The organism is Kocuria sp. 2SI (assembly GCF_005502825.1).
GTDB classification, from domain to species: domain Bacteria; phylum Actinomycetota; class Actinomycetes; order Actinomycetales; family Micrococcaceae; genus Kocuria; species Kocuria palustris.
The window spans coordinates 55,811-68,855 of the sequence record NZ_SCNB01000010.1 but is presented as its reverse complement, the minus strand read 5'-3'; the positions used below and the strand labels follow the sequence as shown (position 1 = coordinate 68,855).

13 protein-coding genes are annotated in these 13,045 nt (G+C 70.3%); 6 read left to right on the top strand and 7 right to left on the bottom strand.

Annotation, left to right across the window (positions count from 1 at the left end; all coding sequences use genetic code 11):
- A complete protein-coding gene (locus FFS25_RS07510; RefSeq protein WP_249933814.1) occupies positions 1-1,605 on the bottom strand; it encodes an AI-2E family transporter in 1,605 nt (534 codons plus the stop codon).
- Between the two features lie 234 nt (positions 1,606-1,839).
- Between FFS25_RS07510 and FFS25_RS07505 the strand changes: the two genes are divergently transcribed.
- A complete protein-coding gene (locus tag FFS25_RS07505; RefSeq protein ID WP_024290436.1) occupies positions 1,840-3,438 on the top strand; it encodes an ABC-F family ATP-binding cassette domain-containing protein in 1,599 nt (532 codons plus the stop codon).
- A gap of 58 nt (positions 3,439-3,496) precedes the next feature.
- On the opposite strand, the gene FFS25_RS07500 is transcribed toward FFS25_RS07505, so the two are convergent.
- The 3 genes from FFS25_RS07500 to FFS25_RS07490 are packed head-to-tail and all read right to left on the bottom strand — an operon-like array spanning position 3,497 to position 5,349.
- Positions 3,497-4,471: an SURF1 family cytochrome oxidase biogenesis protein gene (locus FFS25_RS07500; RefSeq protein ID WP_137802429.1), complete on the bottom strand. Its 975-nt coding sequence runs from the start codon at positions 4,469-4,471 to the stop codon at positions 3,497-3,499.
- On the bottom strand, positions 4,468-4,743 hold the full coding sequence (locus FFS25_RS07495; RefSeq protein WP_006213159.1) for a hypothetical protein: 276 nt from the start codon (positions 4,741-4,743) through the stop codon (positions 4,468-4,470). The genes FFS25_RS07500 and FFS25_RS07495 overlap by 4 nt, the downstream gene beginning before the upstream one ends.
- A 57-nt stretch (positions 4,744-4,800) precedes the next feature.
- Entirely contained in the window at positions 4,801-5,349 is a 549-nt protein-coding gene (locus tag FFS25_RS07490) for a DUF3099 domain-containing protein (RefSeq protein ID WP_171004132.1), read from the bottom strand.
- A 247-nt stretch (positions 5,350-5,596) separates the two neighbouring features.
- Between FFS25_RS07490 and fabG the strand changes: the two genes are divergently transcribed.
- Positions 5,597-6,331, top strand: coding sequence for a beta-ketoacyl-ACP reductase (gene fabG, locus FFS25_RS07485; protein ID WP_137802427.1), 735 nt, complete (start codon positions 5,597-5,599; stop codon positions 6,329-6,331).
- A gap of 90 nt (positions 6,332-6,421) precedes the next feature.
- Complete coding sequence (locus FFS25_RS07480; protein ID WP_006213156.1) at positions 6,422-7,177, top strand: SDR family oxidoreductase; 756 nt, start codon at positions 6,422-6,424, stop codon at positions 7,175-7,177.
- Between the two features lie 77 nt (positions 7,178-7,254).
- Here FFS25_RS07480 and serB read toward each other — a convergent pair whose 3' ends face one another.
- The gene (gene serB / locus FFS25_RS07475) at positions 7,255-8,190 is read right to left on the bottom strand and encodes a phosphoserine phosphatase SerB (RefSeq protein WP_137802426.1); all 936 of its coding nucleotides are present in this window, start codon (positions 8,188-8,190) and stop codon (positions 7,255-7,257) included.
- 95 nt (positions 8,191-8,285) lie between these two features.
- On the opposite strand from serB, the gene FFS25_RS07470 reads away from it, so the two are divergent.
- Genes FFS25_RS07470 through FFS25_RS07460 form a run of 3 tightly spaced genes read left to right on the top strand, consistent with a single transcriptional unit; the run spans position 8,286 to position 10,811 of the window.
- Positions 8,286-9,071, top strand: a complete 786-nt coding sequence (locus FFS25_RS07470) for an ABC transporter ATP-binding protein (protein ID WP_137802425.1) — start codon at positions 8,286-8,288, stop codon at positions 9,069-9,071.
- Between the two features lie 13 nt (positions 9,072-9,084).
- Positions 9,085-9,951, top strand: a complete 867-nt coding sequence (locus FFS25_RS07465) for a sulfite exporter TauE/SafE family protein (protein WP_137802424.1) — start codon at positions 9,085-9,087, stop codon at positions 9,949-9,951.
- A gap of 50 nt (positions 9,952-10,001) precedes the next feature.
- The gene (locus FFS25_RS07460) at positions 10,002-10,811 is read left to right on the top strand and encodes a TrmH family RNA methyltransferase (RefSeq protein ID WP_137802448.1); all 810 of its coding nucleotides are present in this window, start codon (positions 10,002-10,004) and stop codon (positions 10,809-10,811) included.
- A gap of 61 nt (positions 10,812-10,872) precedes the next feature.
- Here the strand turns inward: FFS25_RS07460 and FFS25_RS14020 are convergent, their stop codons facing one another.
- Both FFS25_RS14020 and FFS25_RS07445 read right to left on the bottom strand, forming a co-directional pair.
- Complete coding sequence (locus tag FFS25_RS14020) at positions 10,873-11,862, bottom strand: SDR family NAD(P)-dependent oxidoreductase (protein WP_212742726.1); 990 nt, start codon at positions 11,860-11,862, stop codon at positions 10,873-10,875.
- Positions 11,863-11,978: 116 nt separating this feature from the next.
- Positions 11,979-12,950 (bottom strand): helix-turn-helix transcriptional regulator, encoded by a 972-nt coding sequence (locus FFS25_RS07445; RefSeq protein ID WP_137802422.1) that lies wholly within the window; start codon positions 12,948-12,950, stop codon positions 11,979-11,981.
- Between the last annotated feature and the right edge of the window lie 95 nt (positions 12,951-13,045).

Below are 13,045 nucleotides of genomic sequence, written 5' to 3'. Positions count from 1 at the left end.
TCAATCGGCAGCAGGGCGCCGGTCGTGGCAAGAGTCCGCGGTCTCGCCCTCGTCGGGACCGCTGCTCGACCGGCCGCCCGCGCCTGCGGTCTCGCCCCACGGCGCGGGACGACCGAGATCGCCGATCTCCTCGGAGCGCGGATCGGCCCGGGGTGTGCCGCCGTCGGGCTGGTGCACAGGCCACTCGGCCACGGGATCCCGCAGCGGCTGGGTCGGCGGATGCGCGGCCGGCAGCAGCTGACCGGTGGCGGCATCGGTCGCGGTCGCGCCACGGGAGGCATGGCGGGCAGGCTGCAGCCGCATGGCCTGATAGCGCCAGCGCTCGGCCAGCGAGGCCCGACGCGCCGCCGACGTCGCCGGGTCCACCGGGTCCGCCCCCAGCACGGGGTCATCTCCCGACTGGTAGCGATCCGACCAGATCTGGATCACCGACCAGGCCACCGCGGTCAGGGGCGTGGCCAGGATGGTGCCCACGATCCCGCCGACCAGCCCGCCGATCGTCAGCGCCGTGAGCACGATCAGCGGGTGCAGGCTCAGGGACTTGCCCACGATCAGGGGCTGGAGGAGGTTGCCGTCGACGTTGTTGACGATGATGGTCAGCGCCGCGACCGCCAGCGCCGAGGGGAGCCCCAGCGTCACCAGCGCCACGATGGCCGCGAAGAAGCCCGAGAAGAACGGGCCCACGATCGGGATGAAGGCGGACAGGAAGCACAGCACCGCCAGCGGCAGCGCCAGCGGGACGCCGATCGCCCACAGTCCGAGACCGATCAGGGTGGCGTCGACGGTGGCCACGATGACGATGCCCCGGACGTATCCGCCCAGGACCTCGGCCGTGCGATCACCTGTCTCGGCCATGCGGGCGCGGACCCCGCCGTGGAACCAACGCAGCAGGAAGTTCCACATCCGGGGGCCGTCCTTCAGGAAGAAGAACAGCATGACCAGCGAGAGGATCGTGCCCGTGAGGACGCTGCCGGCGGTTCCGAAGCTCGAGAACAGAGTCGAGACGACCGCCTGCGACGAGAGCATGGACCCGGCGGAGGACGTCAGGTCGGAGAGCATCTGGGAGTCGATCGGCACGGAGGGATCCGTGAGCACGCCCTCGATGTCATCGACCCCCTGGGCGAACTGCTGGGACAGCGTGTCCCATTCGGCCGTGACCGTGGCGGCGACCGCGGCGACGATGCCCGAGACCACCACGATCAGCGCCACGAACACGATCGCGGAACCGGCCCAGCGCGGCAGGCCGCGGCGCACCAGGGCGTTGACCAGCGGCCCGACCGTGGTCGCCAGGATCAGGGCGACGAGCGCCGCGATGACCGCCAGCTGGACGATGATCATCACCCAGACGAGGGCTGCCGCCAGGATGCCGAGGATCAGGATCTGCGCGGCGCGTCCTGCGGCACGGCCCATCGCATCGCGCCAGACGCCGCCGCCGGCATCCAGCTGCTCCGGCGGCTGTGCGGGCCCCGGGGCATCCGAGTGCTGGTGCAGCACGGGCTCCGCCGCGGCGATGTGCGAGCCGCCGGACGACGCCCCTCCGCGCCGGGGCGAGCGATCGGGGTCGCCCGTGGACGCGGTGCCGGCCGGGGTCGGGTCACTGGTCATCGGGTTCGCCTTCGATCGGGATCTCATCTGTCGCCTCCATGGCGGGGGCACAGCCTCCGGTCGAGTCTAGGCCTGCGGGGAGGCGCCCCGACCGGGCGCGGGGGCGCGTCGCCGGTCCGGTCGATCCGGGCAGCGGTGTCCCAGCTGACAGCGCCGGGGAATGCTCCCGGCTAGACTGCATCGGTTCCGCCGTCCGCCGACGGCGCCCGCCCCCGTCGAAAGGCCGTGCCTGAAGTGATCACCGTGTCGAACCTCGAACTGCGAGCCGGAGCCCGGCTGCTGATGGACGACGTGGACTTCCGGGTGCAGAAGGGCGACAAGGTCGGCCTGGTCGGGCGCAACGGCGCCGGCAAGACGACCATGACCCGCGTGCTGGCCGGCGAGGGCATCCCGGCCGGAGGCACCGTGACCCGCAGCGGCACGATCGGCTACCTGCCGCAGGATCCCAAGGTCGAGGACATGGAGCAGCTGGCCCGCGACCGGATCTTCTCTGCGCGCGGCCTTGCTGAGGTCATCGCCCGCATGCGCACGGCCGAGGAGGAGATGGCCTCCGAGGACGAGACCGTGCGGGACCGGGCCATGAAGCGCTACCCCCGCCTGGAGACCGAGTTCCAGGCCGGCGGCGGCTACGCGGCCGAGTCCGAGGCCGCCACGATCACCGCGAACCTGGACCTTCCGGACCGTGTGCTCAACCAGCCGCTGCGCACGCTCTCGGGCGGTCAGCGCCGACGCGTGGAGCTGGCCCGCATCCTGTTCTCGGATGCCGACACGATGCTGCTCGACGAGCCCACCAACCACCTCGACGCCGATTCGGTGGCCTGGCTGCGCGAGTTCCTGCGCAGCTACTCCGGCGGCGTCCTGGTGATCTCCCACGACGTCGAGCTCATGGAGATGGTGGTCAACAAGGTCCTCTACCTCGACGCCAACCGGGCGGTCGTGGATGTCTACAACATGGACTGGAAGCGCTACAAGGCCCAGCGCGAGCAGGACGAGCACCGCCGCAAGCGGGAGTACGCCAACGCGGAGAAGAAGGCCACGGCACTGAAGGCCCAGGGCGAGAAGATGCGCGCCAAGGCGACCAAGGCCGTGGCGGCGCAGCAGATGCTCAAGCGCGCCGAGCGGCTGATGGCCTCCGTGGAGGGCGAGCGCGTCCAGGACAAGGTCGCCGCGATCCGCTTCCCGGCACCGGCGCCCTGCGGCAAGACCCCTCTGCGGGCCTCCGGGCTGTCCAAGTCCTACGGCTCGCTCGAGATCTTCAACGACGTCGACCTGGCCATCGACCGCGGCTCGCGCGTGGTGATCCTGGGCCTCAACGGCGCGGGCAAGACCACGCTGCTGCGCATGCTGGCCGGCGTGGCCGAGCCGGACTTCGGGCAGGTCGAGCCCGGCCACGGCCTGAAGCTCGGCTACTTCGCCCAGGAGCACGACACCCTGGATCAGGACCGCACGGTCCTGCAGAACATGAAGACGGCGGCCCCGGAGCTCACCGACACCCAGGCCCGCACCGTGCTCGGCTCGTTCCTGTTCCAGGGCGACGACGTCGACAAGCCCGCCGGCGTGCTCTCCGGCGGTGAGAAGACCCGCCTGGCCCTGGCCACTCTGGTGGCCTCCTCGGCCAACGTGCTGCTGCTCGATGAGCCCACCAACAACCTGGATCCGGCCTCCCGCGAGGAGATCCTGGCCGCGCTGCGCCGCTACGAGGGTGCCGTGGTCCTGGTCTCCCACGACGAGGGAGCTGTGGAGGCGCTGAACCCGGAGCGCGTGGTCATGCTGCCGGACGGCATCGAGGACCACTGGTCGCAGGAGTACCAGGACCTCATCTCGCTGGCCTGAGCCTCGCGGTCCCGGCTCCAGGGCACTGCGGGAGCCGGGCAGCCGCTGCGAGCGAGCCTCAGCGCACGTCCAGGGCGGCATCCTCCTCGGCGGCGTCCTGCACCCCGAAGCGCTTGCGGCGCTTGGGCCGGGTCAGATCGCGCAGATGCGCCGGCATGTCGTCGACCATCTCGAGCTGGCGCATGAGGTCCTCCTCGGTGCGTCCGTCGCCGATGCCGATGAAGCGGCCCTCGGTGTCGTAGTACTGGGCCAGCTCGGTCTCGATCCGGGCGGCGTAGTCGCGGTCCCAGGCGTCGTTGCGCACCTTCTGGCGCGCCGAGTAGCCGTAGGCCACGAAGGCCAGCAGCGCGAAGGCCGACCACTGCATCGAGTACGACAGCTGCGGCCCGTAGTCCAGGTCCGGCTCGGCGAATCCGGCCGGCCGCGTCTGCGCGGCAGGGTCCTCCGCCATCATCTGCCCGTAGGCCTGGTCCACGAGATCCGCGCCGGAGACCTCCTCCACGTCCGGCAGGTGGATCGAGGCGACCTGGCCCTCGGGAGCGGTGCGCTCGGGCGTGCCCTCCGAGGGCTGCACGCGGGCGGTGACCTCGACCTGGCCGGCGGGAGCCTCCGGGACCTCGGAGGGGCTGCCGTCGCCGGTCTCGGACGTGGGGATCCAGCCGCGGCTGATCAGCACGACGGCACCCTGCTGCGTGCGCAGCGGCACCAGGACCTCGTAGCCGATCTGCCCCTCGGAGGCCCGGTTGCGAGCCAGGACGGTGTCCTCCGTGAGGTACTCCCCGCGCAGCTGCACCGGGTGCCACCGCTGGGAGCCGTCGTAGTCCTCGAAGGCGGACAGGGCTTCCTGGCCGGTGAGGGGATCGGCGTCGTAGTTGTCGATGATCAGCTGGTTGCTGTGATCGATCTGCTCGGCGCGGTCGTACTGCCAGCTGCCCAGGTACAGGCACAGGGCCGCGCCCAGGCAGCAGACGATGAACCAGCCGATCCAGCGCCCGGAGAGCAGGAACGAGTAGGTCTGCAGGAACCGCCTCATGCCTGCACCTCTGACAGCGGACGGATTTCGAGCAGGAAGCCGCGAGCGTCCAGGAACTCGCCGAGGTGCTGCCGGTGCTCCTGGCAGGCCACCCAGCGCTTGCGCCGCTGAGGGGCGTGGACGCGAGGATTGTTCCACTCGAGCACCCACACGGCGGCCTGACGGCAGCCGCGGCGCGAGCACTGAGGGGCCGCGCCGTCCTGATCCGCCGAAGCGGCCTCCCGGGGCTCCCGGGGGCCGTCGGACAGCGAGCCGAGCAGATCGAAGGACATGGGGGAGAGGACTCCTGGTGGTCTGGTGAAGAGGTTCTCAGGCGGTGCGGGCGGGTCTCAGTCGGACCCGCCGCCGGCTCCATTGTCCTGCATTCCGGCAGCGGAGCGGCCCCGGCCGGATTCGAGCATGCGCTCGGTGTCCTCGCTCCACTCGCCGTCGATCGTCTCCGCATCGGAATCGCTCGCGGGCTCGGCGGTCAGCTGGACGGGGGCCGGCTCCGGATCAGGGGCCATGTACGACGACGAGCGCTCGGTGCGGTCCGCGCCCACATTGGCCAGCAGCACGGCCGACCAGGGAAGCACGATGATGCCCAGCCCGCACACGATGCGCAGGATCCAGTGGTCCACGAGCACGAACGCGATCAGGCAGACCACGCGCAGCAGCATCTGGATGCCGTAGACGACCATGCGCCGGCCCATGTCCGCCGAGTGGGCCTCCGGTGTGGAGGTGATCGAGTAGGAGTCCGCGTCCTTCCCCCGACGCTTCCCGCCCGATCCTGAGGACGAGGAGGCTCGGGGCTCGACAGCGCGGGAGCGGGCGCGCGCTCGCTCGGCCGTGGCCTGCATGGCGGCGAGGTCGGAGGGGTTGAGGTATCGGGGCGTCATGTCCTCAGCTCCTTCCGCCGCGTTCAGACGGCGCAGCAGGAACCCGGTGCGCCGCGGCCGTCGGATCAGCCGCCCGACGGCATCCCACCATTGTGCACCCGCGCGCTGACAACCTCGGGCCGGGCGGCTGACTGCTGATCGGCACAAGCCGGAACGGGGAATCTCTGAGATGCTCCACCACGGATCGGCGGACGCCGGCCGGTAATGTGTCGCTGGACTTCTTCCGCTTCGAAAGGCTCGACACCACATGACAGCTCAGACACAGGACGCGCAGACTCCGCGAGTGGTCCTGGTGACCGGCGGCAACCGAGGCATCGGACGCAGCATCGCGGAGGCCTTCCGTGCCCAGGGCGATCAGGTCGTCGTGACCTACCGCTCGGGCGAGGCTCCGGAGGGCGTCGACGCCGTGCGCTGCGACGTCTCCGACACCAAGTCCGTGGACGCGGCCTTCACCGAGATCGAGAAGACCTGGGGCCCCGTGGACGTCGTGGTGGCCAACGCGGGGATCACGCAGGACACCCTGCTCATGCGCATGAGCGAGGAGGACTTCACCTCCGTGGTGAACACCAACCTCACCGGGGCCTTCCGGGTCTCCAAGCGCGCGACCCGCGGTTTCCTCAAGAAGAAGGCCGGGCGCATCGTGTTCATCTCCTCGATCGTCGGCTACACGGGCGGTCCGGGGCAGGTCAACTACGCGTCCTCCAAGGCCGGGCTCCAGGGCATGGCCCGCTCCATCACCCGCGAGCTCGGCGGCCGTGGCATCACCGCCAACGTCGTGGCCCCGGGCTACATCCGCACCGACATGACTGCGGAGCTTCCCGAAGACGTCTCGGCCGGCTACGCCGAGCGCATCCCGGCCAACCGCTTCGGCGAGCCCGAGGAGGTCGCCGAGGTCGTGCGCTGGCTGGCCACCTCCTCCGGGGCCGCCTACATCAACGGAGCCGTGATCCCGGTCGACGGCGGCTTCGGCATGGGCGTCTGAGGCCTCCGCCTTCCCGGACGCACCCGACACAGCATCTGAGGCCCTCGAGCGGTCGCAGACATCCAGCAGCAGCGAGCACAGGAGAGCACCATGGACTCAGTGGCAGGCAAGACTGTCGTCATCACCGGATCCTCGCGCGGCGTCGGCGCCGACACCGCCAAGATCCTCGCCGGACAGGGCGCGAACGTCGTCGTGAACTACCGGCAGAAGGCTCCGCGCGCTAATAAGGTCGTACAGCAGATCGAGGAGGCCGGCGGCAAGGCCGTGGCCGTGGGCGCCGACCTCACCGATGATCAGGGCATCAGCCCGCTGCTGCAGGCTGCACAGGACAGCTTCGGGTCCGTCGACGTCGTGATCCTCAACGCCTCGGGCGGCATGGAGTCGGACCTCGGCGAGGACTACGCCATGCGCCTGAACCGCGACGCCCAGGTCCGCGCCCTGGAGACCGCGGCCGAGGCGCTGCCCCAGGGCGGTCGCGTGGTGTTCGTGACCAGCCACCAGGCGCACTTCATCCGCGAGGTCGAGACCATGCCCGAGTACGAGCAGGTGGCGCTGTCCAAGCGCGCCGGCGAAGATGCGCTCACCGAGCGGATCCCCATGCTCTCCGAGAAGGGCATCGACTTCGTCGTGGTCTCCGCGGACATGATCGAGGGCACCGTCACCGCCACGCTGCTCAATCGCGCCCGCCCCGGGGCCCTTGATCAGCGCCGCGAGTCCGCCGGACGTCTCTACACGGTCCAGGAGTTCGCTCAGGAGATCGCCGCCATGGTCACCGCCGACGTCCCCACCGGGCATGTGGAGCTCGTGGGCGGGGCCGAGGACTTCCTGGCCCAGTCGCAGGGCTGATCCAGCACCTTCGACATACGACGACGGCGGCGCCGAGCTCAGTGAGCTCGGCGCCGCCGTCGTCGTGCAGGGGGACCTCAGAGGTCGGCGAAGAAGCGCACCGCATCCAGGTTGGGGATGTTGATCTGGGCGTCGGCGACCTCGCGCAGCACGGGCTTGGCGTTGAACGCGATGCCCACCGCGGCGGCCTCCAGCAACTGGATGTCGTTCGCGCCGTCGCCCACGGCGATGGTCTGATCGGCAGCGACTCCGTCCGACTCGGCCCAGGCGCGCAGCATCGAGGCCTTCACCGAGGCGTCCACGATGGGGCCCAGGATGCGTCCGGTCAGGCGACCGTCCACGACCTCCAGCTCATTGGCCAGGTAGTGGTCGATCTCGTGCTTGGCCATCAGCGGCTCGAGCACCTGGCGGAAGCCGCCGGAGACGACGCCCACGGTCCACTCGGCGCGGTGGAACGTCTCGACCAGCACAGCAGCGCCCACCGTGGGACGCAGCTCCTGGGCGACCTCGCCGATCACGGAGTCCGGCAGGCCCTCCAGCAGGGCGACGCGCTCGCGCAGCGACGCGGCGAAGTCGAGCTCCCCGCGCATGGTGAGCTCGGTGATATCGGCGACGTGGTCCTGCACTCCTGCCTTGGCGGCCAGCAGGTCGATGACCTCCTGCTGGATGAAGGTGGAGTCCATGTCCATGACGAGCAGCTTGCGGCGCTCGGGATCCAGGATCGAGGCGGGGACGACGCTGACGTCGACGTCGTCCCACAGGGACGAGAGGGGATCAGGCCGCACGATCCGGCGAGCCGCGTCCAGGGTCAGGCCCGTGAACTTCGCGTAGGCGGCGTTGTAGCCGATGAGGTCTCCATCCGCCGAGCCGCCGCCGGAGGCGCTGGGCGTGACGCGGACGCGGCCGTGGGACTCGATGTCGCCCCCGGCCTCCTCGATGGTCTCCATGATCTGCCCGACGGTCTCCGGATGCGGTGTCCGCGCCAGGGCGATCAGGGCGAGTTGCTCGGTCATGGCGGCGAGTCTAGCGGCAGTGGGCTTGTCATCCGGCATCGATGACCGAGCGGTTCGCACTCGGCAGGCATGCCAGCGGGGTTAGAGTGGCCGTCATGAGCGCAGCCCTGTCGATGACCGATGTCGATCTCGTCCGCAGCGGGAAGAACCTGCTGGAGCAGGTGAGCTGGTCCGTGCAGGACAGCGAGCGCTGGGTGGTCCTGGGGCCCAACGGCGCCGGCAAGTCCACCCTGCTCTCCCTGGCCTCTGCCCGCCAGCACCCCACCCGCGGCACCGTCGAGATCCTGGACGAGACCCTGGGCCGAGTGGATGTGTTCGAGCTGCGCCCCCGGATCGGTCTGACCTCCTCCCATCTCGCGGAGCAGATCCCCGGCGGGGAGACCGTCGCCGACGTCGTGCTCACAGCCGCCTACGGCGTGGCCGGGCGCTGGCGCGAGCGCTACGGCGAGGCCGACACGCAGCGCGCCGCGCAGCTGCTGTCGGACTGGAACCTGCAGGGACTGGCCGATCGGAAGTTCGGCTCGCTGTCCTCCGGGGAGAAGAAGCGCGTGCTCATCGCCCGCGCCCTGATGACCGATCCCGAGATCCTGCTGCTCGATGAACCCGCCTCCGGGCTGGATGTGGCCGGGCGCGAGGACCTGGTGACCCGCCTGGATGAGCTGGCCGCCTCCGAGCTGGCCCCTGCCGTGGTGATGGTGACCCATCACCTCGAGGAGGTGCCCCCGAACTTCACGCACGCCCTGCTGCTCAGCGAGGGCCGCGTGGTCGCTGCTGGACCGGTGGGCGAGGTCATGACGCAGTCCAACCTCTCGGAGACCTTCGGCATGCCGCTGAAGCTCGTGCGCGTGGGCGATCGCTTCGCCGCGTTCCGCCGCGACTGATCCGGTCCTCTCGATGGAGTGGATGTCCGGGCTGCTCGACTCGTTCGAGTTCACCTGGTGGCAGGCGGGGCTGATCCTCGTGGCCGGGGTGTGGGCCGGTCTGATCAACACGATCGTGGGCTCCGGCACTCTGGTGACCTTCCCCGTGCTGGTCACCATGGGCGTGCCGCCGGTGACAGCGACCATGTCGAATGCCATGGGGCTGATCGCCGGGAACCTCACCGGTGCGTGGAACTACCGCGCCGAGCTGCGCGGCCTGCGCGGGACCCTGCTGAAGCTGCTGCCGTGCTCCATCGTCGGCGGCGCGATAGGCGCCGGGCTGCTCATGGTGCTGCCCGAGGAGGTCTTCTCCTATGTGGCGCCGGCGCTGATCGTCGTCGCTCTGTTCTTCGTGGTCTTCCAGCCCCGACTGCAGGGGATTGTGCGGCAGCGGAAGGAGGCTCAGGCTCAGGAGATCGCTGACGCCGCCCGGGCCCACGGCGAGGAGCCGGCACAGCTGGATCCGAACTCCCTGCCGCAGCCGTCGATCCTCTACGTGCTGGTCTTCATCGCGGGCATCTACGGCGGCTACTTCGTGGCCGCGCAGGGCGTGCTGCTGCTGGGGATCCTGGGCGTGTTCCTGCTGGCGTCCATACAGTCGGCCAACGCCGTGAAGATCTTCCTGGTGGCCGCGGTGAACATCGTGGCCGCCGTGTCCTACATCCTCTTCTCCTTCGAGCGCATCGACTGGTGGGTCGTGGTGCTGATCGCGATCTCGTCGTCGGTCGGCTCGTGGCTGGGCGCCAAGGTGGGCCGCCGGCTCTCTCCGGTGGCTCTGCGCACGGTGATCGTCATCCTGGGGCTGGCCGCCCTGGCCAACATGGTGAGGCAGGTGCTGTGAGCCAGCAGATCCCCCCGTCCTTCGACGAGCTCGGCGCGCGGTTCCCGCAGCTGACGGTCCTGAGGGATCCGGCCGATCCTCGGGTGGCCGACTACACCTCGCTGACGGATGTTTCGCTGCGGCGCAAGCTCGAGCCCGAGCGCGGGATGTACCTGGCGGAGTCCTCCAAGGTGCTGCGCCGGGCGCTTGCGGCGGGGCATCAGCCGCGGTCGTTCTTCATGTCCCGCAAGTGGGTGCTCGATCTGGCCGATGTGCTCGACGCCCACCCCGAGGTCCCTCTCTATGTGGGGGAGGACGAGGTGCTCGAGGGCGTCACCGGCTTCCACCTGCACCGCGGGGCGCTGGCGGCCATGCAGCGCCCGGAGCCGCTGCCGCTGGCCTCGGTGCTGGCCTCGTCGCAGCGCGTGGCGATCGTGGAGGACGTGGTCGATCACACCAACCTGGGGGCGATCTTCCGCTCGGCGGCAGCCCTGCAGGTCGATGCCGTGCTGGTGACCCCGCGCTGCGCCGATCCGCTCTACCGCCGGGCGATCCGGGTGTCCATGGGCACGGTCTTCCAGGTCCCGTGGGTGCGACTGGAGCACTGGACAGCGGATCTGCAGCAGGTCAAGGACGCCGGCTTTCTCACCGCGGCCATGGCGCTGGAGGATGACTCCTTGGCCCTCGACGAGCTCGGCACCCGCGTGCGGGAATCGGGGGAGAGGCTCGCCCTTCTGCTGGGCACCGAAGGCCACGGGCTCACGCCGCCGGCCATCCATCACGCCGATCTCACCGTGCGGATCCCGATGTCCCACGGGGTGGACTCGCTGAACGTGGCCGCGGCGTCTGCGGTGGCCTTCTGGGAGACGCGGCCGGCCTGAGCCGCCTCCGGTCGGCACTGCGGCATCCTGACCGGCCGCGGCCTCCACGGACCAGCGACGCTCAGCCGTCGCGCAGATGCGTTCCCGTGTGCTCGGCGAGCGCGGTGATCAGCTCGTGCTGGAAGCGCTCGTCGTGCACTGCCGGATGGGTCTGCTCCACGCGCCCGTGATGCCAGTACCCGCCGGAGCTCAGCGCCTCGGGGTCCTGGGTCGTCGCCAGCCAGGCCTGGGTGACATGGGCCAGATCGAGGTCCTCGGCGGCGTCGGGGCCGCCCATGCGAGTGGGCACCCAGCCGGGATCGACGGCATGTGCGTGCACGTCCGGGCGCAGCCGCGCCACCGCGGCCATCAGCGCGGTGAGGAGATAGGGCGCCACCACGTTGACCAGCAGCAGGGCGGGCCCGGCGATCATCCCGGCATTGTGGATCACCGCGTCCAGCGGGCCGATCCGCTGGGCCTGCTCGGCGATCCCGCGCACCTGCTCGGGGTCCGCGAAATCGCCCACGACGCATGCGGCTCCGTCACGGATCAGGTCCTCGACGGTTGCCAGCCGATCCTGGGAGCGGGCGTGGACGACGACGTCGTGGGCGTCCTCCAGCAGCGCCGCGGCGGTGGCGCGGCCCACGCCGGTGGTCGATCCGGTGACCAGGATGCGGGTCATGACTGATCCTGCTCGACCGGGCCCGTCACGTCGTAGCGCAGCCACAGGCTGCCGTCCTCCAGAGGCTCCGCGCCCTTCAGCGCGAAGCCGATCGGCAGGGGGGTTGGAGTGCTCGCTGCTGGCCTCGAACAGGGAGTTGGTGTCGGTCTCGCCGTCGGCCAGCGGCATCATCACGATGCTGACCTCATCGCACAGCCCGTCGCGGACCATGGACCAGTTCAGGGTCCCGCCGCCGCCCAGGATCAGCTCGTCCACGCCGAAGACCTCTCCGATCCGGCGCACCGCGATCTCCATGTCCAGCGACTCCTCGCCGGCGATGAGGTAGGAGGCGCCCACCGAGCGCAGGTGCGCCTTGAAGGCGTCGCTGGCGCTGTTCGGGATCAGCTCCACGATGTGGGCCTCGACGTCGAAGTAGCTGAAGGAGCCGCGGTGCCCCGTGTAGAACCGGTCCTTGCGCCAGATCGATGGAAGGTCCTGGGAGGACCCCCTTCATCCCGCGCTGAGCCTCATCCGGTCGAGTCCGCGACGCTGCGCCCCAGGCGGTCGGACAGACGCCTCATGGCCTGGTGAACCTCCTCATCGCCCAGCACGGTGAAGTCCTGCCGCAGCGTGCTCAGCCACCTCGCCGCGTCGTCGGGATCCTCGGCGCCGGTGCGGAACTCGGTCTCGGACTCCCCGACGGGCTGCAGGTGCCCTGCCAGGCGGGGCATGGTCTCCGCGACCTCGTCGAGCGGTGCGTGGATCAGCACGACGACCTGATGCCGCCAGGCGGTGGGCGGCGTGGGCTCGTCGAGACGCGCCAGCACTTCATTCAGGCCGGGACGCGGCGTGCAGTGCCGCAGGAGGATCTCCGGCTCGCTCAGCCGGTCGAAGCGGAAGGTGCGCCAGTCCTCCCGTGCGGGGTCGTAGGCCACCAGCATCCATCTCCCTCGCACCGGCACCAGTCGGTGCGGCTCCACGCGCCTGTCCGTGCGCCGACCATGGCGGTCCGTGTAAGCGAAGCCGAGCATGAGCCGCTGCTGGATGGCATCCATGCAGTGCAGCAGTGACTTCGGGTCGACGGCAGCGGCATCGACGGTGCGGTGGGGGATCCCTGCCTCGGAGGCTTCGCTGAGCCCCCGCAGTCGGCGCCTCACCCGAGGAGGCACGATCTCCTGGAGAAGGTACAGCGCCTGCAGAGCTGCGTCCGCATGTGCTCCTCCGGCTGCGGCGGCGTCGGTCAGGGCGAGCGCGACGGCCACGGCCTGGTCCAGGTCGAGCGCCAGCGGAGGCAGCAGGCCGCCTTGACCCAGGTGGTATCCGCCGTAGAGGCCGCCGCCGGAGTTCACGGTGTAGCCCAGCTCGCGCAGCCGGGCGATGTCGCGGCGCACCGTCCGGGGAGTCACCCCGAGCTCGGCGGCGAGCTCGTCCACCTGCCAGGAGCGGCGCACCTGCAGAAGCCTGAGCAGGGAGAGGGCTCGGGAGGTGGGATCGGTCACCTGCTCATCATCGCTCACCCCGAGGACAGAATCTGTCCTCGGGGTGAGCAACAGTGTGCTCAGCGCCCGGATCCACCGGGCCATGAGCCCTCCTG